This window comes from Gordonia gummivorans, assembly GCF_022513585.1.
GTDB lineage: Bacteria > Actinomycetota > Actinomycetes > Mycobacteriales > Mycobacteriaceae > Gordonia.
On record NZ_JAKWBF010000004.1, the window covers coordinates 82,820 to 108,195 of the forward strand.

At 65.9% G+C, this 25,376-nt stretch carries 27 protein-coding genes and 1 tRNA gene; 22 read left to right on the forward strand and 6 right to left on the reverse strand.

The window, feature by feature from the left end; all coding sequences use genetic code 11:
• Positions 1 to 449: 449 nt before the first annotated feature.
• Entirely contained in the window at positions 450 to 2,447 is a 1,998-nt protein-coding gene (locus MKW15_RS04560) for an ABC transporter ATP-binding protein (protein ID WP_240856392.1), read from the forward strand.
• A 1,201-nt stretch (positions 2,448 to 3,648) separates the two neighbouring features.
• Here the strand turns inward: MKW15_RS04560 and mscL are convergent.
• Both mscL and MKW15_RS04570 read right to left on the reverse strand, forming a co-directional pair.
• Positions 3,649 to 4,488, reverse strand: coding sequence for a large conductance mechanosensitive channel protein MscL (mscL, locus tag MKW15_RS04565; RefSeq protein WP_240856393.1), 840 nt, complete (start codon positions 4,486 to 4,488; stop codon positions 3,649 to 3,651).
• 446 nt (positions 4,489 to 4,934) lie between these two features.
• Positions 4,935 to 5,600 carry an SAF domain-containing protein gene (locus MKW15_RS04570; RefSeq protein ID WP_240856394.1) on the reverse strand — a complete coding sequence of 222 codons (666 nt, stop codon included), beginning with the start codon at positions 5,598 to 5,600 and terminating at the stop codon, positions 4,935 to 4,937.
• A gap of 205 nt (positions 5,601 to 5,805) precedes the next feature.
• Here MKW15_RS04570 and nhaA point away from each other — a divergent pair, with 205 nt between their 5' ends.
• A complete protein-coding gene (gene nhaA, locus MKW15_RS04575) occupies positions 5,806 to 7,098 on the forward strand; it encodes a Na+/H+ antiporter NhaA (RefSeq protein WP_240856395.1) in 1,293 nt (430 codons plus the stop codon).
• Positions 7,099 to 7,247: 149 nt separating this feature from the next.
• On the opposite strand, the gene MKW15_RS04580 is transcribed toward nhaA, so the two are convergent.
• Complete coding sequence (locus MKW15_RS04580; RefSeq protein ID WP_240856396.1) at positions 7,248 to 8,789, reverse strand: alanine/glycine:cation symporter family protein; 1,542 nt, start codon at positions 8,787 to 8,789, stop codon at positions 7,248 to 7,250.
• A gap of 269 nt (positions 8,790 to 9,058) precedes the next feature.
• On the opposite strand from MKW15_RS04580, the gene MKW15_RS04585 reads away from it, so the two are divergent.
• On the forward strand, positions 9,059 to 9,421 hold the full coding sequence (locus tag MKW15_RS04585; RefSeq protein WP_240856397.1) for an FmdB family zinc ribbon protein: 363 nt from the start codon (positions 9,059 to 9,061) through the stop codon (positions 9,419 to 9,421).
• A 21-nt stretch (positions 9,422 to 9,442) separates the two neighbouring features.
• Here the strand turns inward: MKW15_RS04585 and MKW15_RS04590 are convergent, their stop codons facing one another.
• Entirely contained in the window at positions 9,443 to 10,021 is a 579-nt protein-coding gene (locus MKW15_RS04590) for a 5-formyltetrahydrofolate cyclo-ligase (RefSeq protein WP_240856398.1), read from the reverse strand.
• Positions 10,022 to 10,183: 162 nt separating this feature from the next.
• Here MKW15_RS04590 and MKW15_RS04595 point away from each other — a divergent pair, with 162 nt between their 5' ends.
• The 15 genes from MKW15_RS04595 to MKW15_RS24370 all read left to right on the forward strand — a co-directional run bounded on the left by MKW15_RS04595 (position 10,184) and on the right by MKW15_RS24370 (position 21,207).
• The gene (locus MKW15_RS04595) at positions 10,184 to 11,131 is read left to right on the forward strand and encodes a UTP--glucose-1-phosphate uridylyltransferase (RefSeq protein ID WP_240856399.1); all 948 of its coding nucleotides are present in this window, start codon (positions 10,184 to 10,186) and stop codon (positions 11,129 to 11,131) included.
• A 31-nt stretch (positions 11,132 to 11,162) separates the two neighbouring features.
• Positions 11,163 to 11,489: a nucleotidyltransferase family protein gene (locus tag MKW15_RS04600; protein WP_240856400.1), complete on the forward strand. Its 327-nt coding sequence runs from the start codon at positions 11,163 to 11,165 to the stop codon at positions 11,487 to 11,489.
• A gap of 290 nt (positions 11,490 to 11,779) precedes the next feature.
• On the forward strand, positions 11,780 to 12,346 hold the full coding sequence (locus MKW15_RS04605) for a hypothetical protein (RefSeq protein WP_240856401.1): 567 nt from the start codon (positions 11,780 to 11,782) through the stop codon (positions 12,344 to 12,346).
• A complete protein-coding gene (locus tag MKW15_RS04610; protein WP_240856402.1) occupies positions 12,330 to 12,557 on the forward strand; it encodes a hypothetical protein in 228 nt (75 codons plus the stop codon). The genes MKW15_RS04605 and MKW15_RS04610 overlap by 17 nt, the downstream gene beginning before the upstream one ends.
• 90 nt (positions 12,558 to 12,647) lie before the next feature.
• The gene (glp, locus tag MKW15_RS04615; protein ID WP_240856403.1) at positions 12,648 to 13,952 is read left to right on the forward strand and encodes a molybdotransferase-like divisome protein Glp; all 1,305 of its coding nucleotides are present in this window, start codon (positions 12,648 to 12,650) and stop codon (positions 13,950 to 13,952) included.
• A 32-nt stretch (positions 13,953 to 13,984) separates the two neighbouring features.
• Complete coding sequence (locus tag MKW15_RS04620; RefSeq protein WP_240856404.1) at positions 13,985 to 14,641, forward strand: GNAT family N-acetyltransferase; 657 nt, start codon at positions 13,985 to 13,987, stop codon at positions 14,639 to 14,641.
• Complete coding sequence (locus MKW15_RS04625; RefSeq protein WP_240856405.1) at positions 14,641 to 15,288, forward strand: SIMPL domain-containing protein; 648 nt, start codon at positions 14,641 to 14,643, stop codon at positions 15,286 to 15,288. The genes MKW15_RS04620 and MKW15_RS04625 overlap by 1 nt, the downstream gene beginning before the upstream one ends.
• Positions 15,289 to 15,584: 296 nt before the next feature.
• The gene (locus MKW15_RS04630; protein ID WP_240856406.1) at positions 15,585 to 16,016 is read left to right on the forward strand and encodes a hypothetical protein; all 432 of its coding nucleotides are present in this window, start codon (positions 15,585 to 15,587) and stop codon (positions 16,014 to 16,016) included.
• A 153-nt stretch (positions 16,017 to 16,169) separates the two neighbouring features.
• Positions 16,170 to 17,333, forward strand: a complete 1,164-nt coding sequence (sepX, locus tag MKW15_RS04635) for a divisome protein SepX/GlpR (protein ID WP_240856407.1) — start codon at positions 16,170 to 16,172, stop codon at positions 17,331 to 17,333.
• A gap of 103 nt (positions 17,334 to 17,436) precedes the next feature.
• Positions 17,437 to 18,168, forward strand: a complete 732-nt coding sequence (locus MKW15_RS24360) for a hypothetical protein (protein WP_276614611.1) — start codon at positions 17,437 to 17,439, stop codon at positions 18,166 to 18,168.
• Entirely contained in the window at positions 18,165 to 19,187 is a 1,023-nt protein-coding gene (locus MKW15_RS04645; protein ID WP_240856545.1) for a hypothetical protein, read from the forward strand. Before MKW15_RS24360 ends, MKW15_RS04645 begins: the two co-directional genes overlap by 4 nt.
• Before the next feature lie 147 nt (positions 19,188 to 19,334).
• Entirely contained in the window at positions 19,335 to 19,514 is a 180-nt protein-coding gene (locus MKW15_RS04650; RefSeq protein WP_240856408.1) for a hypothetical protein, read from the forward strand.
• On the forward strand, positions 19,511 to 19,909 hold the full coding sequence (locus MKW15_RS04655) for a PIN domain-containing protein (RefSeq protein WP_240856409.1): 399 nt from the start codon (positions 19,511 to 19,513) through the stop codon (positions 19,907 to 19,909). The genes MKW15_RS04650 and MKW15_RS04655 overlap by 4 nt, the downstream gene beginning before the upstream one ends.
• Positions 19,910 to 20,365: 456 nt before the next feature.
• Complete coding sequence (locus tag MKW15_RS24365) at positions 20,366 to 20,818, forward strand: arylsulfotransferase family protein (protein ID WP_308221012.1); 453 nt, start codon at positions 20,366 to 20,368, stop codon at positions 20,816 to 20,818.
• A complete protein-coding gene (locus MKW15_RS24370) occupies positions 20,815 to 21,207 on the forward strand; it encodes an arylsulfotransferase family protein (protein ID WP_308221013.1) in 393 nt (130 codons plus the stop codon). Before MKW15_RS24365 ends, MKW15_RS24370 begins: the two co-directional genes overlap by 4 nt.
• 186 nt (positions 21,208 to 21,393) lie before the next feature.
• On the opposite strand, the gene MKW15_RS04665 is transcribed toward MKW15_RS24370, so the two are convergent.
• The gene (locus MKW15_RS04665) at positions 21,394 to 21,627 is read right to left on the reverse strand and encodes a FitA-like ribbon-helix-helix domain-containing protein (protein WP_240856410.1); all 234 of its coding nucleotides are present in this window, start codon (positions 21,625 to 21,627) and stop codon (positions 21,394 to 21,396) included.
• 138 nt (positions 21,628 to 21,765) lie between these two features.
• Here MKW15_RS04665 and MKW15_RS04670 point away from each other — a divergent pair, with 138 nt between their 5' ends.
• From MKW15_RS04670 to MKW15_RS04680, 3 genes are all read left to right on the forward strand, one after another.
• Entirely contained in the window at positions 21,766 to 22,593 is an 828-nt protein-coding gene (locus MKW15_RS04670) for a formate/nitrite transporter family protein (RefSeq protein ID WP_240856411.1), read from the forward strand.
• 561 nt (positions 22,594 to 23,154) lie between these two features.
• Positions 23,155 to 23,565 (forward strand): hypothetical protein, encoded by a 411-nt coding sequence (locus MKW15_RS04675; protein WP_240856412.1) that lies wholly within the window; start codon positions 23,155 to 23,157, stop codon positions 23,563 to 23,565.
• Between the two features lies 1 nt (position 23,566).
• Positions 23,567 to 24,013 (forward strand): hypothetical protein, encoded by a 447-nt coding sequence (locus MKW15_RS04680; RefSeq protein ID WP_240856413.1) that lies wholly within the window; start codon positions 23,567 to 23,569, stop codon positions 24,011 to 24,013.
• Positions 24,014 to 24,423: 410 nt separating this feature from the next.
• Here MKW15_RS04680 and MKW15_RS04685 read toward each other — a convergent pair.
• A tRNA-Ala gene (locus MKW15_RS04685) sits at positions 24,424 to 24,496 on the reverse strand.
• 87 nt (positions 24,497 to 24,583) lie between these two features.
• Here MKW15_RS04685 and MKW15_RS04690 point away from each other — a divergent pair.
• Complete coding sequence (locus MKW15_RS04690) at positions 24,584 to 25,366, forward strand: hypothetical protein (protein WP_240856414.1); 783 nt, start codon at positions 24,584 to 24,586, stop codon at positions 25,364 to 25,366.
• The last annotated feature ends 10 nt before the right edge of the window (positions 25,367 to 25,376 follow it).

The window sequence follows — 25,376 nt, forward strand, 5'->3', positions numbered from 1 at the left end:
GAGCCGCCACACGCTGATCGACCCGGCCCCCACGCTGATCGAGCCGACTCCGAGCCGCTAGGCGAGGCGTCGTGTCGAGATCACTGCACGTGAGCTCGGCAAAGTGGTCTCGACACGCTTCCTCGCCCCAGGGGGCTCGGTAGCGGCTCGACCAGCGTGGAGCGCCTGGGCTCGGTAGCGGCTCGACCAGCGTGGAGCGCCTGGGCTCGGTAGCGGCTCGACCAGCGGTGGGGGGCTTCGACCCGATCTGTGAGGGCTTCGGCTCGGCCCGCGGAACACAAACGGCTCGGCCGGCGATAGGAGAGTGGAGGCTCGAACACCGTCGAGCCTGGGCGCCTCGTGCGCAGTTGCTGTGTCTTCGCTGGATAGGGCCTGCTGGCTTGGTATTCGGGATCGACCGGCGGATAGGCTGCGAAGGTTGGGCGCACACGAAGAGCGAAGGTGAGGGAATGGCCGGCTTGCGGAAGTCTCGATGGAGCGTGACTCCCGAACCGGACGAGCTCTACGAGACCGAGGCTGAGTTCGACGGCGCGGGTGAAGTGGTCTCGACACGCCGCCTCGCCCAGGGGCTCGGAGGCGGCTCGACCAGCGGTGGGGACGAGGGGTCGGGTGAAGTGGTCTCGACACGCTTCCTCGCCCAGGGGCTCGGTAGCGGCTCGACCAGCGAGGTTCGCGACGGGCTCGACGACTACGACGACCGCCCCAATCCTCTCAACGTCATCACCACCATCCGCCGCTTCACACCGCTGCTGAAGGGGGAGCGGTGGAAGCTGGCCGTCGCGATCCTGCTGTATCTCATCGAGGTCGGGACCACGGTGGTCACGGTCGCGGTGTTCGCCTACATCGTCGAAAACGTGTTGATCACAGGTGATCTCCAGGCACTCGTGGCGCCGATGATCATCTGGGTGAGCGTCACGCTCCTCGGTTCGGCATTGTCGTACGCCGGCAACGTGATCGGTGGCGGCGTCACCGAGAAGGTGCTGCTGCGTCTGCGCGACCAAATGTATGCGCACACACAACGATTGGCGCCGCACGCCCGATCCCGCTTCGACACCGGCGACCTCATCGCCCGACACAGCTCCGACGTGGAGGCCATCGACAGCCTGCTCTCGTCGGGCATGATCTCGGCGGTGGTGGCCATCGTCAGCCTCGTCATCTACGCGGTCGCCGCGTTTGTGACCGCATGGGATCTTGCGTTGCTGGCCGTGATCCTCGCGCCGCTGCTCTGGGTGATGGCGCGGTGGTTCGGCGTTGTGGTGAAGAAGGCGTCGCGGCGTGAGCGGCATGCCAACGGCCGCATCAGCACCCTGGTCAACGAAGGCCTCACCAACTCGCTGGCGATCCAGTCCGACAATCAGGTCGGCCGCGACCGCCTGCGCGTCCTGCGACAGTCACGCATCTGGCGCAACGCTCGGATGTCGGAGATCAAGGCCAACGCCGCCTTCTCCGAGGCCGTCGGCATCGTCGAGGTGCTGTGCATGATCGCCGTCCTGATCTTCGGCGCGTGGCAGATCTCGGTCGGCGACGCCACGCTCGGCACACTCATCGCGCTGACCGGCTACCTCGGCTACCTGTACCCGCAGATCCAGACCCTCGGCGGACTCGTCGTCGACGTCACCGCCGCGACCGCCAGCGCCGAACGCGTCGCCCAGGTCCTCGACGCACCGATCGGCATCACCGACGCCGACGACCCGGCACTCGACGATCCGACCGTCGTCGCCGACGCCACCGATGCCGACGCCGAGGCGATGCTCACCGCGCCGATCGCCGGCCCGGTCTCCGACCAGGCGGCACTCACCTTCCGCGACGTCGGCTTCAGTTATCCGGGATCGGGGCATCGGGTGCTCGACCACGCCGACCTCACCATCGACGACGGCGACTTCGTCTCGATCCTGGGACCCAGCGGTGCGGGCAAGAGCACACTGACCTATCTGCTGCTGCGGTTCTACGACCCCGACACCGGCTCGATCACCCTCAACGGCAACGACATTCGATCCCTCGGGCTACCGACCCTGCGCGCGCACATGGCAGTGCTGCCGCAGCAGGTGGCGCTGTTCAGCGGGACGGTTGCCGACAACATCGCCTACGGCCGGCCCGAGGCCACCCCCGAACAGATCCGCAAGGCCGCCGCGTCCGCGGACGCCACCGAGTTCATCGAACGAATTCCCGGTGGCTTCGACGCGAAGTTGGCCGAGCGTGGCGTCAACCTGTCGGGTGGCCAGCGGCAGCGGATCGCGTTGGCGCGTGCCTTCCTGCGCGACACCCCACTGCTCATCCTCGACGAGCCGACCACCGGCCTCGACGGTGCGACCACCACGCGCATCCTCGAACCGATGGTCCGCCTGGCGAAGTCGCGCACGACGCTGCTGATCACCCACGACCCCCAGGTCGCGGCATTGGCCGATTACACCGTCGAGGTCGACGGCGGCAGGCTCCTGCGTCGCTGACCTGCCCTGAAACGACGAATCCCCGTTGCCGAAGCGACGGGGATTCGAAATCACACGACTGGCGGGTCAGCTGCCCCACCAGAACGGCCACGGACGGGGTCCGCGACGACGCGGCGGCGGGCCGGGACGGCGACGGCGATGCGGGGGGCCACCGCGGCCGGGTCCGCCGGGTCCGCCGGGACCACCGGGACCGCCAGGTCCGCCGGGGCCACCAGGTCCGCCAGGTCCGCCGGGGCCACCAGGTCCGCCGGGGCCACCAGGTCATCTACGTGGGGGCATAGCTCTCTCCTTTTTCCGGACGTCGTCGGAAGTGACAGGCGTCACGATAGGTTGATCGCCGATTCATCATCGGACGTTACGAACGCTAACTGCGGAGAGGGTGCGCCTCAAGGACATCTGGACATGTCGGGCGACTTTCGTCCGATCGGACGGCACCGTGTGGAACCTATTGCCGCGCACGGAATGTCGCTCGACGGATCAGTGACCTGGCTTTCTGCCAGTTTCCTGTGAGTTTGCTGCCGAAACCTGCGTGGTACCTGTGAGTTTCGATCAGGTTCGATCGTACCACCCAGATTGGGAAAGAAAAGCCGAACGCGACCCTGCGGAGTCGGGGGTACCGCAGGGCCGCGCTCTCGAAATGGTGACGCGAAGTCAGCTTCCGAAGAAACCGAACGGCCACCGACGCGGACGGGGCTCCGGGCGCCGACGAGGCTGCGGGCGTCCTCCGGGACGACCCTGCGGCTGTCCACCACGGTTATCGGGACGCTGCGGCTGCTGTGGCATGTGTTGTACCTCCGGTTGTGTCTGTACTTCGTCGGACTCAACTGAAGGTAGGAACCGAACCTGGACGGTGGCTGCCGGTGTCGCTGTCAGTCGGCTGTGGGTCCGGGTCTGCACGCTCCCACCGCTCCCTGAGCGAGCAAGCGCAAGCGACGCCGTTTACCGCTCCCTGAGGTGCGAGGAGCGCAAGCGACGCCGTTTACCGCTCCCTGAGGTGCGAGGAGCGCAAGCGACGAGCCTCGAAGGGCCTGGTGAGAGAGCGTTTCCGAGCCCTTCGAAGCTCGCTCCGCGGGTCCTGAGCAGCGAGCCGGCGAGTGTGCCGAAGGGCGCACCTCAGGGAGCGGTGGTGGCGAGCGGTGGCCCAGCTTGGTGGTGGACAGACACAAATCGGCCCCCGCGATGTGCGGGGGCCGATCTGTTGTCAGCGTGAGTGACGTCCGGGCGCGTCCGGCGGAAAGTCGCCGGGGTACTGCGTGCCGGGACCCGATCCGGGCGGCGGTCCCGGAGGCCCGGGCGGCGGGTAGTTGCCGGGCGGCGGGTAGTTACCCGGAGGTGGGTAATTGCCGGGGGCCGGCTGCGGCGTCGGATACGGCGGCCCGCCAGGTCCACCAGGTCCGCCGAGCGGTCCGGGAGGGGGTCCCGACGGGGGGCCGGTGAGCGGTGCCTGCGGACCCGAGGGTGGGCCTGACGGCGGCTCGTACGGCGCGGTCGACGGCGCCGGAGGCGGTTGCGGGGCGTCGGGCTTCGACGTCGAGATGCGCTGTGTGGCCCCCGCCGCGGCTCCGGCCGCAGCCCCATACGTCGGACCCGATGGTGGCCCGGATGGGTCGGACAGGTGGTCGGGCAGATCGGCCTCGGCCTCCGCCTTGGCTGCCGACGCGCCTTCCGGATCGAGCAGATCGCGGATCTCGGTGAGCAGCGCGACCTCGGTGACCTCGGACTTCTTGCCGAAGCCGCCCAGTTCGGCGAGCTTGTTGTACGGCATGATGATGATGAAGTACACGACGGCCGCGATGATGAGGAAGTTGATGATCGCGGTGATCACAGCGCCGATGTTGACGAACGTCGACGGATTGTCGGTGATCTGGAACCCGAGTCCCTGAGCGGCGTCGCTGCCGATCGGGATCGAGTTGATGATCGGCTGGACGATGCCGTCGGTGAACGCGGTGACAATCGCGGTGAACGCTGCACCGATGATGACCGCGGTCGCCAATTCGACGACATTGCCCTTGAGTATGAAGTCCCTGAATCCCTTGAGCACGGTGTGCGGCCTCTCCTTGGTGGTTTCCCGCTCTTGTTCTCGGTAATTCGAATCTCTAACGAGTTCCTGAATTCGATGTGTGACACCGAACTTCCAAACCCTATCCAGGATCGTAAACGAATCGCGCTTCTTTGCAGCGAATGCGCGATATGTGTCGGGTACCTCGCCGGGTTGAACGCGCCCGACCGGTGGCTCGGCGCGAGCGCTCCCTGGTGAGATGACAATGTCGTGTCGCCAGGCCTTCGAGGCTCCTCGCTGCGCTCGTCGCACCTCAGGCAGCGGTGGGGGAGTCTGCGCTCGTCGCACCTCAGGCAGCGGTGGGGGAGTCTGCGCTCGTCGCACCTCAGGCAGCGGTGGGGGAGTCTGCGCTCGTCGCACCTCAGGCAGCGGTGGGGGAGTCTCCGCTCGTCGCACCTCAGGCAGTGGTGGGGGACTCTGTGCTCGCGTCAATGCAGCACCACGGCAAGCGGTGCGTCGAGTCCGACGGCGGCGACGCGGTGCGCCGACGATTCGTTCATCGCGAGCAGCACGGGACGGGTCGCAGTTCGGGCGGCCAACCCACCTCCGGCACTCTGCGTCGCGGGGAGCGCGACCACCGCGCCGCGCGCCAAGACTTCCGCGTCGGGCGACAGCACGTCGACCACGTCGCCCGAACGCAGCAACGCGGTCAGGGCGTCGTCGGCGAGGTGCACCGGGACGAGCCGGGCGTCGTCGGAACCGGTGAGCGCAGAGGGCAGGCGTGGCGTGAGGAGTCGGGCGTCGGTGACGATCTCACCGATGCGGACCGGCCCGGCGATCATGCGTCCGATCCCGGCGTCGGCGCTGGTGAGCGCACCGTCGGGGACCAGCGCCGCAGGAACGCGCACCACCAGCACATCGTCGGCGGTCAGCGGCTGGCCAGGCCGCAGTTCATGGGCCGCTGCCAGCACCGGACGTTCGCCGCTCGTCCGGTGTCCGGCGAAACCGACGCCCACGGCGACCGCGAGCAGCGCTATGGCTGCGGCGCGCCGGATGAGCACGCTGCGCGTCCAGCCTGGCCGCAAGGCGTGCCGGAGCCGGTCGCGCCATCGGGGAGCGAGTCCGGTCCGAGTGGGACGACGCAGAGAAGGCATGCGACGACACTAGGTTCGCGCCGACGCACCGAGGGCCAACCATCCACAGGTGCTGCGAAACCCCCGCTGACCTGTGGATGACCTGCCCGGTTCGAGAATGTCGCCGGCGTCGGGGAGAATGGTCCGCGGTGTGCCGGGAAGTCTGGTCGGCCTCCGGCAGCAGAAAGTGCCGGAGAATGCCACCGACGACCCCAATGGAGGATTCATGTCCGACCAGCAACCCACCGGTTCCGACCTCTCGCCACCAGGCGAGTCGACGTCGGACACCTCGCCGTCGCGCACCGCTCAGCTCAAGCGCTGGGCAGCCCTCGACACCACCAGCGGCGCCTTGCTGCTCACCGCCGCCACGATCGCCGTCGTCTGGGCCAACTCACCCTGGCGGGACAGCTACCAGGATCTCCTCGAGATCGAGTTCGGCCCGGCGGCCCTTCATCTGCACCTGTCGCTGGCCGACTGGATCGCCGACGGCATGCTCGCCATCTTCTTCTTCGTCGTCGGGGTGGAACTCAAACATGAGTTCGTCGCCGGCACCCTGCGCGACTTCAAGCTCGCCGGGGTGCCCATCGTCGCGGCCCTCGGCGGCATGATCGTCCCGGCGGCCTGCTACGTCGCCGTCGTCGGCATCGGCGACCCCGAAGCGCTCGGCGGCTGGGCGATCCCCACCGCCACCGACATCGCGTTCGCGCTCGCCGTCCTCGCCATCTTCGGCCGCGGACTGCCGGTGGCGCTGCGAACGTTCCTGCTCACCCTCGCCGTCGTCGACGACCTGCTCGGCATCACGGTGATCGCCACCTTCTACACCGACACGATCAACCTGCCCGCCCTGCTCGGCGCACTGGTGGCGGTCGCGGTGTTCGCGGTGCTCGTCCGCATGGCCCGACGCTGGTGGCTGCTGCTGTTGCCGGTCGCTTTGACGGCGTGGACGCTGATGCACGCGTCGGGTGTCCACGCGACCATCGCCGGTGTGCTGCTTGGCTTCTCGGTCCCGGCCGTCGCCATGCGCGGTGAACGGATGCCGCGGACCGAATGGTTCGACGAGACCATCCGGCCCTACTCCGCTGCGGTGGCACTCCCGGTGTTCGCGTTCGCCGCAGCCGGGGTAACGGTGGTCGGGACGTCGGGCATCATCCAGCCGGTGTCGATCGGCATCATGCTCGGACTCGTCGTCGGCAAGGTGGTGGGCGTCCTGGCATTCACGGCATTGATGGTGCGCTTCACCCCATTACGACTACCCGACTCCATCGGCCTCCGAGACCTTCTGCCCGTCGGCATGCTGACCGGCGTCGGATTCACCGTCGCCCTGCTGATCGCGGAACTGTCGTTCGAAGTGGGCAGCGACTCGCACGCCGCCGCCGCGAAGGCGGCGATCCTCGCCGGGTCGGTGGTGTCGGCGGCAATCGCGGCCGTCCTGCTGAGGTGGGACGCACGTCAGTTGCGTGATCCCGACATGAACCGTGACGGCATTCCCGACGTCGATCGCGACGTCATCGGCGGCTGATCTAGGCGGCCTCGGGGCCCTGCGCTCCACCGGCTCCCGCTCACCCTTTTCGCTCCCGCTTATTAGATCCAATAAGCGGGAGCGCAATGGGTGAGCGGGAGTTCTTCCCCTACTTTCAGTGCCACCCGGGTGGCGTTGGGGTCAGGCCGTCAGGTCGAAACCGATTCCTTACGTTCGTCTTTGGGTTGGTAGCTCTCCCAGAACGACGCGCCGACGATGCCGAGCGCGATCGGATCGAACACGGGATCCTTGCCCTGCTTCTTCTGGCGTTCGTAGTCGCGTAGCGCCTTGAACGCGGGTTGCTGGAGGATCAGGATGCCGACGATGTTGAGCCAGGCCATCAGGCCGACGCCGATGTCGCCGAGCGTCCAGGCTTCGGTAGCCGTCGACACCGCACCGATCGCCACCGACACCAGGATCAGGCCCTGCAGCAGCATGGTGACGTTGGTTCCCACCGTGCTGCGCAGGGGCTGGATGTAGACGGTCGACGCCTTGCCGAGCAAGAACCGCAGATTGGTTTCGGCCATGTAGTAGTAGGCGATGATCGTCGTCAAACAGAAGAAGGCCAGTGAAATGGCGACGAACGACGAACCCGCGCCGCTCCAAAGGGTGTCGAAGCCGGCCTGGACGAACGTGGGACCCACCTCGACGCCGTCGTCAAGCAGCCCGCCGTCGGCGATGACGGCGCCGGAATCGGACTCGCCCTCGAACACGCGGTAGGCCCCGGTCGACAGGATGAGGAATCCGGTCGCCGAACAGATGAACAGGGTGTCGACGTACACCGCGAACGCCTGCACGAGTCCCTGCTTGGCGGGGTGCGACACCTCGGCTGCGGCCGCCGCGTGCGGGCCGGTGCCCTGGCCGGCCTCGTTGGAGTAGATGCCGCGCTTGACGCCCCACATGATGGCCGCGCCGATGATCGCACCGAATGCCGAGTCCAACCCGAAGGCGCTGCTGAACACCATGCGCACGACGCCGGGAACCTCCGAGGCGTTCATCGCGACGATGACGATGGCCAGGACGATGTAGACGATCGCCATGAAGGGGACCACGATCGACGCGAACGCCGCGATCCGCTTGACGCCACCGATGATGATGAACGCCAGGACGATCACCATGCCGATCGCAGCCCAGTAGGTCGAGATGCCCCACGCGTCGTTCATCGCCACTGCCATCGAGTTCGACTGCACGCTCGGGAGCAGCAGCCCGCAGGCGAGCACGGTGACCGCGGCGAAGACGAGGCCGTAGACCTTGAAGTACGGCGCCGCCTTGGTGTGCGCCAGTGCGCGGCTGAGGTAGTACGCGGGACCGCCGCGGTATTCGTTGGTCAGGCGGTCGCGGGTCTTGTAGATCTGGCCGAGGGTGCACTCCACGAACGACGTCGACGCCCCGAGGAACGCGACCATCCACATCCAGAACAGCGCACCCGGTCCGCCGAAGGCGATGGCTGTGGCGACGCCCGCGATGTTGCCGGTGCCGACGCGGCCGGCCAGCGACATCGTCAGCGCCTGAAACGACGAGACGCCGTCGGGGGAGCGTTCACCGTGCAGCATCACCCGGATCATCTCCGGGATCTGGCGTACCTGCACAAACCTGGTGCGCAGCGAGAAGAACACCCCCGCTGCCAGGCAGAGGTACACGAGCGGATTGCTCCAGATGTAGCCGTTGACGGTGTCGAGAAAATCGGTCATGGGAACGTGCTCCGGGATCGGGTGCTGGGTCTCATGGCACGGGGCTCCGTTGTCCGCCGCCGACCTTTACCATTCCATGACCAAAGGATGTTCGCGACGCGAACGGGTGGAGAACCGAACAGGTTGCAACGACACTCGGAAAACGAGCGTCATGGCAACCGGAGTTCACTCGCACGGCGCACCGTCGGACCAGCGGCTTAGCACTCGGAATGTTGGAGTGCCAAAATCGGTTACACTTGTCAGCGATTCACTGACTTCCGGAGGTTTCGGTGCCCACTTATTCGTATGCGTGCACGGAGTGCGACAACAAGTTCGACATCGTCCAGTCGTTCTCGGACGACTCGCTGACCGAATGCCCGCAGTGCACCGGACGCCTCCGCAAGCTGTTCAACAGTGTCGGCATCGTCTTCAAGGGCAGCGGCTTCTACCGCACCGACTCCCGTCCCGGCTCGTCCTCGTCGGACAGCTCCTCGAGCGACAGCTCGTCGTCGAGTTCGGATTCGTCGAGCTCGACGAAGTCGGAGTCGAGTTCGAGCAAGTCCGACAGCAGCAGCTCGTCGAAGTCCGACAGCAGCTCGTCGAGTTCGAGTTCGAGTTCGAGTTCGACAACCAAAGCTGCCGCGCCGGCCTGATCAACCAGGTCTGAAACCCAGCTAGCCCAATGCCCCGAACCCGCCCTCAGGAGTGAGTACCCAGCCGACCGGTACGTCGTACGGTCCGGCGGGTAGGGAGTCGACGAGCTCGTCGTCGTAGATCACCGCGACCACGTCGGCGGTCAGTCCGGTGAGGGTGCGGTCGTAGTAGCCGCCGCCACGGCCCAGTCGGACGCCGGACTTGTCGACCGCGAGCGCAGGGACCAGGATCACCGACGCCGCGCGGATGGCCTCGGCTCCCAGGCGCGAACCGGTCGGTTCCCACAGTCCCCATCGGCCGCGGGTCAGCGACTGCTGGCCGGTGTAACGGGCCCAGTCGAGGCGGTCGGGTTCTCCGGGTGGGACCACCGGGATGAGGACTGTGACGCCGCGGTCCAGCAGGGCGTCGAGCATCGCCAACGAGCCGGGCTCCGACCCCACCGGCACGTACGCGGCAACCGTCACGTCGTATTCCAGGCGGAACGGCGCCGCGTAAATCCATTCGGCGAGGTTGGCCGCAGCCTGCTCGCGCGCAAACGGGGACATGCGGGCCCGATGCTCGGTGCCCTCATCCCGTAGTCGTCTCTTCAGAGTCCGCAACCCCGACCATCCCTCGCGCAGATCCCGATGCTTCTCGAACCGGACTGTAGCCGATCGCACACCGCGTCGGACCCGCTACCGCCGGGAATTCACCTGTTCGACGGAGGTGACTTGCATCGTGACGACAGGCTTCTGACAGCGAGCTGTCCTAGGGTGGTGACCATGACGTCCAGCACGCAAACCGACGAGTTCACCGAGTACGAAGCCGTACCGAACACTCCGCCGATCCCACGCACCGCCGTCGTCCCCGCGGCCGGTCTGGGTACCCGATTCCTGCCCGCCACCAAGACGGTGCCCAAGGAATTGCTGCCGGTCGTCGACACCCCCGGCATCGAGCTGGTCGCCGAGGAGGCCAAGGCCGCCGGCGCCGAACGTCTGCTCATCGTCACCTCGCCCGGCAAGGACGGCGTCGTCGCGCACTTTGTCGAAGACCTGGTGCTGGAGAACACGCTGGCCAAGCGGGGCAAGGCCGCGATGCTGGCCAAGGTGCGCAAGGCGCCGTCGCTGCTCGAGGTGGCGTCGGTGGTCCAGGAGAAGCCGCTCGGCCTCGGACACGCCGTCGGATGTGTGGAGAAGTACCTCGACGACGACGAAGACGCCATCGCGGTCCTCCTACCCGACGACCTTGTCCTTCCGGGCGGCGTGCTCGAGGTCATGGCCCGTACACGTCAGCGACGCGGCGGGTCGGTGCTGTGCGCGATCGAGGTACCCGGAGACCGGATCTCCGCGTATGGCGTGTTCGACGTCGAGGAGTTGCCCGACGCGCACAATCCGAATGTCAAACGTCTCAAGGGAATGGTGGAGAAACCGGACCCCAAGGACGCTCCCTCGAACCTCGCGGCCGCCGGACGCTACATCCTCGACCGCAAGATCTTCGACGCCCTGCGCCGCATCGAACCCGGCGCCGGCGGCGAGCTGCAACTCACCGACGCGATCGCGCTGCTCATCGCGGAAGGGGAGCCGGTGCACGTCGTCGTGCATCGCGGCACGCGTCACGACCTCGGCAACCCAGGCGGCTACCTCAAGGCGGCCGTCGACTTCGCCCTCGACCGCGAGGATTACGGACCCGACCTGCGGGAGTGGCTGCAGAAGCGGCTCGCAGAGGGCTGAGGACATACCACGACTGGTATAAACTCTGGCTGTGGATCGCGCGGAATTGAGCAGACGAACACGGCAGCGTCCATCGGTTCTGCTCAAGAAGCATCGCGACGAGATCATCGAGCTGGTCGCCGCTCATCGGGGCTCGAACGTCCGGGTATTCGGTAGCGCCGCAAGCGGTATCGACACCATCGACAGCGACCTCGACCTCCTCGTCACCTTTCTTCCGGACACGCACCTGGGTGAGGTGGGCATCTTGATGTCGGAGCTCAGCGACTTGCTCGGTATCAAAGTCGACGTGATCAGCGAAGGTGCACTCACTGATGATCGGTTCTCTCGGCGCGTACTCGCCGACGCTGTGTCGTTGTGAGGCGGTGTCCGCCGGCCACCTCCCGGTGGAATTCCGGAACGCCTATTCCGGCCAGCCGTGGGATCTGGTCATCGGCATAGGCAGCACCAATCAGCTCTACGAAACGTCGTGCGCTCAACAGGATTTGCAGTGCTCGTCCAGAAGTACTGCAGTCGATTGCGAATTGATGCCCTTGAGCGTGTCTAGGATTCAGGGCGACATCGGAACGCTATTTCCCGGAGGACCGAGCGCTGCGACCCGCACCACGTAACAACCCGCTGGGCGGACCGACGGCCGCTGATGCCCGCGACTTGATCGCTTATCTCGACGCCACGATGCCGGGCGACGATCTTTCTGGTGAGGAGCGTGCTGCCGTTGTGCGTTGGCAGGGATTGGATCGCTTCTACGAAAGGGTCCAAGCGATTGAACGCGAAATCGACCCTCCCGCCGACTACGAGGCCGAAGAGGTGCGCGACTTTCTTGAGGTTGTGATTCGGCGCCATCCGATCGGTCGCCGTGCGATGGCGTGGCGCGGTATCCGCGACGCGGGGTCGGCTTTGGGCGTCGCGGGCCATGAAGTCGAACAATTGGTCGACCGAGTAGTGCGTGTAGGCGGTTTCTTGGCCACGTCGCCGTTGCGCTCGATTGCTTCTTCATTCACGGTTCCTCCGCGTGATCCCCTCGTTCTCCGTCTGATCGTGCCGGCCGGCACTGGGGTGTTGTGGGTGCCGCCCGCTGGAGTGCCTGCACTCGCTGAGCAGTATGAGCTGTTGATGAGGTCATCGGCCCTGTATATCCTCGGGGTGAGCAGCGGAGAAGATGGGACTCCCGAGCTGACGGCAGAGTTGCGGAGGTGGGACGATGGCGATCATGAATGAACGAGTGCAGGACGACAGCGTCTTTCTGCACTCTGGGGAGCCGCGCCCAGCGCCTCAGTCATTGGGCGCACTGCTGGCCTGCCTTCGTCTCGACTACGCCGACATTGCCGCCCAGCGGGCTGGGCTGCGGCGTTGGCTCGACGACAACGAGCCGTCGAAACGCTTGATGAGCAGCATCGAGCGGCAGGGATTTGGCGACCTGCTGACCTGACAGTCGGTAGCGGTCCGCGCGCCTGCGTCGTACCCTCCGCTCGAACCGCTACAGTTTTCGCTGTGCTGTATCCGGTGAGAGTGCGGTGAAATGCGTTCGGTCGAGGATCATCTGACCCTGGTGACCGCTGCTGCCGTGGCGCCACGGCCGGTGCGGGTGGCGATCTCGGAGTCGCAGGGTTTGATGTGCGCCGAGGAAGTGGTAACCGAGCTGCCCATGCCCGGGTTCGATCAGGCCGCCATCGACGGCTACGCCGTGCGGGCCGTCGACGTCGGGCTCGCGGGCACCATCGCACCCGAGGACATCGAGGACTTCGACACCGCCGGAGCCGAATTGGTGGACCTCGAGCCGAATGAGCCGATGATCGTGTCGTTGCCGGTGGTCGGGGAGATGGAGCCGGGCACCCGCACGCCGACGAGACTGCAACCGCATCAGGCGGTGCGCGTCGAAACCGGTGCGCCCATGCCCACTCTCGCCGACGCGGTGGTCCCGCTGCGCTGGACCGACGGCGGCGAGCAGAAGGTCAAGATCGGTCACGCCGTCGAGAGCGGCGACTACGTCCGACGCGTCGGCGACGACGTGCAACCCGGTGACGTCGCCGTGCGGTCCGGGTCCATCATCGGTCCCGCCCAGGTGGGACTGCTTGCGGCGGTAGGACAGTCGCGGGTGATGGTGCATCCCCGGCCGCGCCTGTCGGTGATCTCGGTGGGCAGCGAACTAGTCGACATCGACCGCACCCCCGGGCCCGGCCAGATCTACGACGTCAACAGCTACGCGCTCGCCGCCGCCGCGCGCGACGCCGGTGCCGACGTGAATCGCGTCGGCATCGCCGAGCGCGAGGCGTCGCGGATGCGGGAAGTGGTTGAGGCGCAACTCATCCGGTCGGAGATCGTGGTGATCTGCGGCGCGGTGGGCGGCAGCGCGTCGCGCGCCATCGCCGACGCCCTGGCCGACCTCGGTGATCTCGAGATCGTGCGCGTCGCCATGCATCCGGGTTCCGTGCAGGGCTTCGGCCGGCTGGGGCGAGACGAGGTCCCAACGTTCCTGCTGCCCGCCAACCCGGTGAGCGCGCTCGTCACGTTCGAGGTGATGGTTCGACCCCTCATCCGCATCGCCCTCGGCAAACGGCAACCCATGCGCCGCGTCATCAAGGCACGCACCATCGGACCGATCGCGTCGGTCCAGGGTCGTAAGGGCTATCTACGGGGACAGCTTATGCGGGACGAACGGTCGGGGGACTACTTGGTGCAGGTGCTCGGCGCGTCGCCGACCGGGTCGTCGCACCTGCTCGCCGAACTCGCCGAGGCAAACTGCCTGATCATGGTCGATCCCGAGGTCGACGAACTCGGCACCGGCGACGAAGTCGACGTCGCGTTCCTCGCGCAACGCGGCTGAGGTTTGCCTTTCACCGCATAAACTCAACTCTTGTGTTCAGGTGGTTGAGCGGTGAGCAGGCCAGTCCGGGGTGGCCGGCGACCCTCGGTCCGTTGCGTTTGCCCGCGGGAGCGGTGAATTTGCGGCCGGTGAAGCTTCGCGACGGCAAGACGTGGAGCGAACTGCGCATCCGCAACCAGAATTCGTTGCTGCCGTGGGAGCCGACCGGCGTCGGAAGCTGGGCCGACCGTCACCAACCGAGTTCGTGGCCGCCGCTCTTCGCGATCCTGAAATCCGAGGCCAAACGCGGCACCATCCTGCCATTCGTGATCGAACTCGACGGTGTGTACGTGGGGCAGCTGACCGTCGGCAACATTCAGCGGGGCGCGGTACGGACCGCGTGGATCGGCTACTGGATCGACGAGGTGCACGCGGGCAAGGGCATTGCGACCGCGGCTGTCGCCCTCGGCGTCGACCATTGTTTCGGCGTGGTCGGGCTGCACCGGCTCGACGCAACGGTTCAGCCGTCGAACGTTGCGTCGCAAAAAGTCTTGAGCAAGGTCGGTTTCCGTCAGGAAGGGCTGCTCGAGCGGTACATGGACGTCAACAAACGCTGGCGCGACCACCTGCTGTTCGCGTTGACCGTCGAAGAGGTGGCCGGCAGCGCCGCCGAGACGCTGGTGCGGGCGGGTCGGGCGAGCTTCCGCTGATGAGCCCACTGGAGATCGTGGTCCGCGGCAACGCGAGCGGCAGGTATGCGCCGGAGTTGGCGGTCGTGGGTCTTGCGGTGCGCGCCGAGGACAACGACAAGGCGACGGTCCGTTCCGCCGCAGCCGCCGCGCACGCCTCACTCACCGAGGCGCTCGCGTCGTTGGAGGCCGACGGTGCGGTGACGACGTGGTCGAGCGATGCCGTGCGCGTCTACTCCCACCGCCCCTACGATCCGAGCGGTGAACGCCGAGAACTCTTGTACACCACAAGGATCGGGGTCGAGGCGACGTTCGTCGACTTCGAGAAGCTCTCCGAGTTCGTCGATCGATGGATCGGCGCCGACGACGTCGAGGTGAGTCGGGTGTCGTGGGCCGTCACCGAGGAGAACCGGCGAGCGTTCGAGCGAGATCTGCGTCGGCTGGCCGTCGACGACGCCGTCGACAAGGCGCAGGCGTACGCCGACGCGGTGGGACGCGGACCGGTCGTGGCGACGCAACTCGCCGATCCCAACATGCTCGCCGAACCGCGACCGATGCCGATGATGCGCGCGGCCGCACCGATGGGCGACACCGGCCCGAGCATCGAACTGCGACCCGAGGACATCGAGATCGTCGTCGCTGTCGACGCACGGTTCGCTGCGGACTGAGTTGCGCTGGCGGCTTGCCCACCCCGCTGCCTGAGGTGCGAGGAGCGCTAGCCGCCGGGCTGAGGAGCCCCATGCGAGGTACGAGCATGGAGCGTCTCGAAGTCGACGAGCCTCGAAGGCCTGGCGAGCCGACAATGTCCTCTCACCCGGGCTTCGAGGCTCTCGGCTGGCGCCTCGAGCACCTCAGCCAGCGGGGTGGCGCCCTCCGGCAAGGGGGCGGACCATCGAGCGGGGTGGTGACTCAAGGTAAGTTCGACATCACAAATTCGCGATGCGACAGAGACGGGGGACAGATGATGAAGTTGCGTGTGCTTGCGGGGGTCATGGCCATCGGTGCGGGGGTGACGAGTGTCGTGGTGGCGACACCGACAGCCGACGCCGCGCCTGCGCCGTCGGTTCGGGTCTGCGCGTCGTGGTTCGACGGTCGGCCCTACCACGGCGGCGTGACGCTGGTGAATCGCAACTGGTGGGAGATCGGCCGTACCCAGGGGACAACCGGCAACGGCTGCACCGTTTTCCGGAACGTACGGCCGCTCACCACCTACCGGGTGCTGGTGAACACCGAGATCAAGCCCTGCAGTCAGGCGTTGCGGCCCGACGGCAGTTGGTACAAGACCGGCACCAAACGTGACGCGGTCGGTTCGTCGCGGTGGCAGACCACACCACGACACGGGCAGGTCGACCTCGGACGATTCCGGGTCAACATCTCGGAGCAACTCTGTCAGTGAGGTAGCCCGGTTTCATGGCGGTCTTGCTGAGAGGCCGCTATGAAACTGGCCGACTTTGCTCTCCCTCGGCGCGTCTGCGCAGGACCCGCGGTGATCGGCAATAGATTGTCGAGTGAATCCGTGTGACCAGAGTGAAAGAAAGGGAGAGTCACCATGCCCAACTCTGTACTGTGGGTCTGCCTCGTCGCGGTCTGGCTCTTCGTGCTGGTCCCGATGGTGATCAAGGGCCGGCCGCAGATGCTCAGGTCCACCGACATCGCCCGCGCCACCCGACTCCTACATCGCGGCGGAACCAAGACCGCGACGCCGCGTCGACGTGCCGCCGGGCGCCATCCCGACAGCCCATCATGGTCACGCAAGACCAAGGAAGAACGACTCAAGGCGAAGCTCGGCGACGCCGCCGAATCCGACGAGGTCGATTCTGACGCCGCTGATTCGGACGACGAGAAGGTCGAGTCGACGACGGTGCGGCGGGCCTCCGCCGAGGCTGTCGAAGCACCGGTGGTCGACGACGCCGATCTCGACGAAGATGCGGAGGCCGATCAGCCGGCCGATGCCGACGCTGAGGCCGAGGACGCTGAAGACGCCGAGTACGAGGACGAGTACGACGAGGACGCCGAGTACGAGGACGACGCCGACTACGAAGATGCCGAGTACGACGAGGATTACGACGACGAAGACGACTACGAGGCAGAGTCCGAGTACGAGTCCGAAGACGACGACCTCGACGAGGACGAGTACGACGGCTACTCGCGGTCGGCACACGAGGACGACGATGTCCGCGCCGACGATGCCGAGGATGCGACCGAATCCGAGACCGCGCAGCGCTCCGAAGCCGGTCGGGGAAGCCGCGTGCGTGGATCCACCCGCAGCAGTGCGTATTCCATTGAAGACAAGGGTCGCGACCTGCGCTACCGCGAACGGCAGCGCGTCACCATCGGCCTGCTGATCCTGGTGTTCGCGGCAGTCGCCGGCGGGTTCGCCTTCGGGTTGGCGGGCTGGGTCGCAACCGGCGTGACCGCGACACTGCTTCTCGGCTATCTCTTCTACCTACGACGCGCCACCAAGACCGAGCAGAAGATCCGGGCTCAGCGCGCCACACGGGCTCAGCGGGTGCGCCGTCAGGAAGCCGAGCGGCGTCGTCGTATGGAGCAGACCCCCGAATTCGCTGCTGCGCCACCGCCTCCCCGGTTGCGCCGCCCCGGCGGTGCGGTGGTGCTGGAGATCGACGACGAGGACCCGGCGTTCGAGCATCTGCCGCCGTTCCAGCGTCGCCGCGTGATGCGCGAAGAGCCGGAGTACCGCCGCGTCGGCTGACCGAGCGAAAGGCATTTCGTCAATCCGCCGACAACTCGGTACCCCATCGACTTGACTGGTTTGTGCACGACCACTGCCAGTCCAGCGATGGAGGCTCAGGATCATGCCGAAGCCAAAGCCGGTGCGCGTCAAGCACGTAGTGGCGACGTTGTTCGCCGGGGCGTGTGTGACCGCCGCAGCCCTTCCCGCGATGGTCGGCGGTGCCCATGTGTCCGTCGAGCCGGCTCCGGGCCGGTCGGCTTCGTCGGGCCCGCCGATCGTGGTGGTGTCCAAGAAGGTCGTCGTGCCACGGTGGGCCGTACCGGCCGCCCCGGTTGGTCGCGAAACCACCTTGAACACAACGATTTCGACCGTGCCAACCTTCGACGACGGCGCGCGCACCTACGCGCGGTCCTCGACAACCCGATCCAGATTTGTCGACGGTCGATGGTGGTCGGTCACGGCCGCGACGGTCGGCATGCTCTCGAGTGACGGCGGATGGAAGTCGGTGAGCGCCACGACCGCCCGGTCGGCGACGGTCGACGATCAGGTGCTGTCGATCACCACGACCGTCGCCACTCCGGTCGCCGGAGATGCAGAATCCCTTTCCGTCACCACCACCACCGCTCGGCCCATGTTCGGTGACGGTGGCTGGTTGTACGGCAACGGTCGGGACGCCCTGGTCGTCAACCCTGACTGCACGAGCAACTGCGTCGGCGAGGACGGCGGACTGCTCGGCGGTGACGGCGGTGACGGTGCCTTCGGCGGTGCGGGTGGCAGTGCCTGGCTGTTCGGCAATGGAGGACGCGGCGGGGACGGTCTGAACGCGGTGTACGACAGCACCGGACGGTGGTGACGGCGACCAATGGTGGCGTGGGCGGCGACGGCGGACTGCTGAGCGGAAGCGGCGGCGAGGGCGGCAACGGCGGCTGTGACATTCAAACGTCCGGGGTACTCGACGCCATCGCCGGAGACGGCGCCATCGGCGGTGCCAGCGGATTGTTCGGTGGCAACTCGGGCCGCGGAGGCGACGGCGGCGATGCGTACGCGGCCTACGGTGACGCCTTTGCGGGTGACGGTGCCGACGCCGGTTCGCGCATCTCGGATCTCAACTTCTTCGGTGACAGCGGTGGCGGCGGCAACGGCGGCGACGCCACAGCGGTCAATGGCAACGCGACCGGCGGAAATGGCGGGTACGGCGGCCACGGCAAGTGGCATGCAGCCGGCCTCGGCGGCACGGGCGGCGATGCGGCACCGAGAACGGAAATGCCCAGGGCGGCAACGGCGGTAAGGGTGGGGCTGTCTTCCTGGGGACGGGTAACAAGGGGGGTCGAGGTGGTGACGCCACGACCGAGAACGGCAACGCGACGGGTGGTCGAGGCGGCGATGGGGCATGTCGTCACCAATGGCAATGCCGGTGACGCCGGCCAAGGCGGCAACGCCACCGGAACCGACACCGTCACCGGCGGCGACGGCGGCGATGGGGGCATCGGCGGCGGAATGTTCAACGGCGACGGCGGAAATGGCGGAAATGGCGGCGACGCCAAGGGCGGTCACACCACGACCGGCGGCAAGGGTGGCAACGGCGCTTACGGCGGCTTCATCGGCAATGGGAACGGCGGCAACGGAGGGAACGGTGGCAACGCCGACTCCACCGACACGAAGACCGGAACGGCGAACGGCGGAAACGGCGGAAACGGTGATGATGGTGGCGTGGTGGCCGGCAATGGTGGTGACGGCGGGAACGGCGGAAATGCCAACGGCGGCAACAAGAACAACCCCGGAAACGGCGGCGACGGAGGGAACGGCGGCGTCGGGGGCAACAACGGTGACAACGGTAACGACGGTGACGGTGGTGACGACAGCGGGAGCTGACGAGTGAGGTGCTCCTGCGTCGATCACCAGCAACGCTCGTGTAGCACCGAATCAGCGCTACACTGATGCATCGCGAATCTGACGATCATAGTCGACGACGAGACGCTGAAGCGAGCCCGGATTCGCGCCATCGAACGTGGTGAATCGGTGAATCAGTATCTGGCGCAACGTCTTGTCGAGTATGCCGACGCGGACACCGCACGTTCGCGTCGGCAACGGGCGGCCGCCGACTTTGTCGATTTGTCCCGCGAGTTGAGTGGCAGCTCCGAAGGTGCCGGCTGGACACGTGAAGAGCTGTACGACGAGCCGCGCAAGGCGCAGCGGTGACCGTCTTTCTCGACACCAACCTCCTCGCGTATCAGTTCGACGACAGTCTCCCGGGTAAGCAGTCCCGTGCCCGCGAGGTGTTCGCCGCACATGCCGCTGACGCGGTGATCAGCACACAGGTGCGTGTCGAATTGCACTCGGTACTGATCCGCAAACTCGGTCGGTCGCGGTCTGAGGCTGCCAGAGTTCTCGACTCGTTGCCGCTTGACGTCATCCCCGCGGATGCCGAACTTGTTCGGGTGGCTGCGCACACCGCCGCACGACACGAGCTGTCGATCTTCGACGCGATGATCCTGGAAGCGGCTGTCCGCGGTGGGTGCGACGAACTCTGGACCGAGGACCTGGCGGACGGCGGCACTCTGCGGGGAGTGCGTGTCGTCAATCCGCTGAGCTGACGTGCGTTTGCCCAACTCGAATCTGTCGGGGCCTTCCGACAACTAGAATCGCTGTACCGAGCATCCTCCAGTGCCTCATTGGGGAGGACACGATGCAGACGACGACTCGTCGGCCTTGGACGCTCATCTGCGGCTGCCCTGTTGATGGCGGCGGTCGTCGGAATCTCGATCATCTGTGCTCCGGCGGCGACCGCCGAACCCCGACAACCCACACTGCCGTTCGGCACGCCCTGGTACACGGTCTGGGTCAACAAGCCGAACGCCCAACCCGGGTATGTCTTTCTACACCACCGGAATGGCGGTCGCGCTTCCGATCCAGCTCGACCTCTCGCTGTTCCCACAGACCCGACTGGCCAACATCATCGCCGACAAGTCCGGGCGTGAAGTGTTCCGCTACACCCGCCGAGCGGTCAGCTGGTCGCCGACTTCCGCGCCCAGACGTACCGGGGCCGCAAGGTGCTCACCTGGTGGCAGGGCGACGGAACCAACGGCATCGGCTCGGGCGTGCACTACATGGCCGACACCCGCGGCCGCATCATCAAAAGGGTCACAGCGGGTGCCGGATTGACGTCGGACCTGCACGAGTTCCAGCTCACCCCGGACGGCCGGGTGCTGATCATCTCGTACGTGCCGGTCCCTGCCGACCTCACCCCGGTTGGCGGGCCACGCAACGGCACACTGTTCGACCGCGTCGCCTCGGTCATCGACGTCGCGTCCGGACGAGCACTGACGCGCTGGTCGACGCGGGCCCACGTCCCCTTCACCGAATCGACGATGCCCCTCGCGGCGGGTTCCACCTACGACGCCTACCACATGAACTCGGTCTCGCTCGATCCGTCCGGAAACCTGCTGATGTCGTTCCGGAACATCAATGCCGTCATCAGCGCCGACATCCGCACCGGGGGGTGAATTGGCAACTGGGCGGCAAACATCCGACCCTCGCCATGGGTCCGGGAACCTCGATCGCCGGGCAGCACGACGCCCAGGTCACCGACGCCAACACGGTCCGCGTGTTCAACAACAACGAGGACGGCAACAATCAGCTCGGCTATTCGAGCATCAAGTGGATCCGGATCGATCCCGCTCGCCGCACGGCCCGATTAGTAGGCGCCACAACGCACCCCGCCGGTCTTGCCAGTTTGGCGATGGGCAATGCGCACGGCCTGTCCAACGGCGGCGTCTTCGGTGGCTGGGGCTCGTCACCACACATCTCGGAGTTCTCCCGCTCGGGCGAACTCGTCTACGACGCCACGCTGCCGGTCGGGACGTATCGCGCGTATCTTGGCGCCTGGCCGTGAGTTTCGGTGGCAACGAGGCTCTGCGCCTGGGTTCGGGGCGTCAGCAAACGTCCACCCGGCACCGAATCCCGGGTGCGCGTGACAGTTTCGCGTCTCGAGTAAGCAGTGAGGCTCCGAGATGCTCGGCGAGACCATTGGGATCCAGCCACAGCGACACCAGGACCGAAGCGTCCACCACGAGAGTCGTCAACTGCGGTCGGTGTCCAGGTCCTCGAGAATGTCGTCGACGGTGGTCGCCGGATTGGCGCTCGCCGAGGCGCGAGCATCGACGAGCCAGTCCTCCAAGGTGGGTTGAGCGGCAAGTCGCTCGAGTTCGGCGACCAGGTACTCCTGCAGAGACCGCCCTGACCGTGCCGCGCGATCGGCGAGCACATCCCGCGTGTGGTTCGGAACGTGGCGAATGGTGATCGACACAGGCATGCATGCATTTTAGCAGCACCTTCGGTGGTCCTTCGTGATGATGCCGCCGTGCGCATATCGTGGGTCGGACGTAGGCAAAGCAGTGGAGCTGTGTTGGCGGCGGCAAAGCACGTTCCGCGTTTCGAAGAGTGGGCGAGGATGAGCGACGACACACAGCGACGGCGCATCGGCCGCAACGACGCACCCGTCGAAGAAGAACTCGAACGCAGTTTTGAGGCCGTGGTCACCGAAGGTGCCGAACGCCTGCATCGCACGACGCGCGCCGTCATCATCACCGGACTCTTCGGCGGGATCGAGGTATCGGTCGGCATCATGGCGATGCTTGCCGTGCTCCACGAGACCGGAAATCACCTTCTCGCCGGCGTGGCCTTCTCCATCGGACTCATTGCCATCTACCTCGCACACAGCGAATTGTTCACCGAAGACTTCCTGATGCCGATCGCCGCGGTCGTGGCGCGGGACGGCAAGCTTCGTCACCTGGCCAAACTGTGGGTCGGCACGCTCGCAGCCAATCTGGTCGGCGGCGCGATCATGATGTGGATCGTGACCCGCGCGTTTCCCGAGTGGAGTTCGACGCTGGCCGAATCGGCCGAACACTTTGTCAACGCGCCTCTCAATCTGCAATCCATCTGCCTGGCAGTGCTCGGCGGGAGCACGATGACCCTGCTGACCCGGATGCAACAGGGCACCGATTCGCCCGTCGCGCGGATCATTGCGTGTGTCGGCGCGGCCTTTCTACTTGCCGGCCTCCAACTCTTCCACTCGGTACTCGACTCGCTGCTCATCTTCGGCGGCATCTTCTCCGGAGCCGACGTCAGCTATGCCGATTGGCTCGGATTCTTCTGGTACGCAGTGCTGTTCAACATCGTCGGCGGAGTCGTGATCGTGACATCGCTGCGGCTCTTGCGGACGAAGGAGTTGGTCGAGGAAGAGCGCAAGGAAGGAAGTAACTACAGCGACGGGTGAACGATCGTGATTGTCGACCAACGCGTCGAGCAGCCGACGCCCGCTGATACGAGCCCAATCCGCTGAATGCCGCCGTGAACTGGGCGTTCTCTAGTGGAGTTAGGGGAAATCGAACCCTTGACCTACTCGATGTGAACGAGGCTTCCGGGGTATTTGCTGCGCCAAACCTGAGTTGGTTGTGTGTGAACCACTGCGGTCGCGAAGTTGGTTTCGCTGGCGCCTGGAAGCGGCCTTTGGGCCTGTTGCGGACTGCCCTCTGCTTCAACATGCGATCACCGCTAGGCAGTTCGAAGCAGGTGCCGTAGCGAGTACTCGTCTGGTTCCTCGGCCAACGCTGTCGACGCGTGCCTTGATCGAGTTCGGGAAGGCGATCGCCCTTGGTTGACAATTGGGCGGTTCCCCGGGGCGCCGACATCCGTCGCCAACTCGTCGAGCGAATTCGCCATCGACGCCTCTCCGCGCTAGGCTGCGAGCTATTCAGCGGCTTGTCAAGCAATCCAGGTACTGTTGACTACTTACTTGTTGTGGATTCAGTGACCGTCCGTATGGGAGGGGCAGTCCATGGGCGCCGGATTTCTGGCTACTCAGCTCGACAAGCTGATGCTGCGAGGCAAGATGAGTCCTGCTGACACCGACATCAACGACCTCCCCGAACGGACTGGCGCCGAGATCGCTGCAGAGCTGGGCGGACGTATGCTTCTGAGGTATGTCGAGCATCCGGATGAGGTAGGACGAACCCACCCGACGTTCGTGTGTCCGACGCCTTACTCTATGGACGAGGTGTATCAATGGCTTGCTCTGCCGAAGCCGTTGAGTGTGCGTAGATGGGTTGTGGTACTTGACCCAACTGGTATTGATTACGTTAAGGGACCAAAGGAGTGCTCCCTGGGCGGAGGTATCGAGTACCTGCTGCCCAACGGGTATGAGTCCGGGGCAATAGCTTCACCCGGATGGGCTGTGGAGGTTCGGTGAAATGGAACTGATTGACACGGAAATCCGTGAGTCGGTCGTGACAGCCACGGAGAAGGCATTTCACGAATTCGGTGCGGAAACCGTCTACTTGGGGATCGATAGACATGGCGTCACAGAGTCCGTGGCGCTGCGTCGCACTGCCGATCCTGACGTTCTTGTGTTTGTAGCCCTGGCTGCATGGACTCCGCAAGCCGACGGTCATTCGCTCATGATTCAGTCCTCCTACGCGGTGAAGAACCTCGCTTCGACAGTGCGTCGAGAGGTCGACACGATCACGATTGCCGAGGCCGAGCAGCATCGGGAGCTCCATACTCTGGTGATGCGTGCCGTAGAGTCCGCATTCCGAGCGAGCGACAAGCTGGTAAAAAGTCCGCCACCCGCTGATCAACCGCTAACTGAGGGACTGCTTAGCTCTGAGGCCTACGAAGGGCTTGCGCGGGCAACGTAGTAGAGCGGCACCGCCCGTCCCACAAGAGATGTGGCAGATCGGAGCAAAGCTCAGCGATCTCGTTGGGACTTGTGACCGACGTCCTTGCCGCAGATTGAGCGCGCTTCGAGAGTGCCTTCACCCTGCCTGTGGACAGCACACCAATCCTAGGTTTACGGTTGGCCGGATGACGAAGCGGCGCCGTACCAACGGTGCCGGGCAGCAGCGCCCTTTCGAGGCTCCGAGTCGCGTGGTCACCTCCAACGCCTGCTCCACCGCTCGACGTACAGGTCAGAGCTTCACGGGAGCAATCGTAGTCGCAGGGCGCGACTCGCCGGGCGTGCCCTGGCTGTGCCCTTCAGGTTCGGCCAGACAGACGACGAGACCCCTAGCTCCTGCTCCTTCGCAGGTGAGAGGGGGTCTCGCGATTGTGGAGCTAAGGGGAATCGAACCCCTGACCTACTCGATGCGAACGAGTCGCGCTACCAACTGCGCCATAGCCCCGGGCGGTCTCTCGACCGGCCGCGTGTCACTTTATCAGTCGATGCCGAGCACATCCCAAACGCACCCGGAGCCGGATAGGCTTCGGGTGTGGCGCAGATGTCCGACCAGCAGATCGCGACGGTTCTCGACAATGCCGTGGCCGGGATCAACCCCGTGCTCGACGCCCTCGCCGAACGCGACCCGTTCGGTCTGAAGGGTCACACCTTCCACGACCATGCGGACGACGAGTCCGGTCTGGAACGCACCAAGCATCACGCCGCCCGATTCCTGAACGCCGCCGACTGGCCGGGCACCAAGGGGTGGTCGGAGCGTCCGATGAACAAGCGGGCCAGCTGGTGGGTCAGCCGCATCGGCACCATCAACACCGGGGCGGTAGCGTTTCCCGGCGTCTTCGGGGCGTGGACCAAGAAACTCCCGGTCGCGTCGGTCCTGGGGTTCGCGAATCAGGCGATGGTCCTCGTCGCGATCGCCCGCGAATACGGCGTCACCGACCGCGCGAAGCAGGTGCGTCTGCTTGGCGCGGTGCTGTGTCAACGCGACCTCGTCGATCCGGACGTGGGCGTCGAATCGAAACCGGCGCTACCGGCAGAAGGCAAGGCGCGCAAGAAGTCTCTGACACGGGCTGTCTGGGACACGGCCAAGACCTTGCGCGCCATCAGCGACGAACTCGATCGCCGACCCCAACCGATCTTCTTCTTCCGGATGCTCGCCTGGATTCCGCTGATCGGCGCGCCGGCTCTGTATATCGGTGAGCGGCTTGCGCTTTCCCGTGCGGTGAAGCGTGGTCGTGCGTGGATCGTCGCGCACCCCGACACCGTCGAGCCCAAAAAGGCCGACGACGAGTCCGGCGAGGCAGAACACGCCGGTTAGGGACGCACCG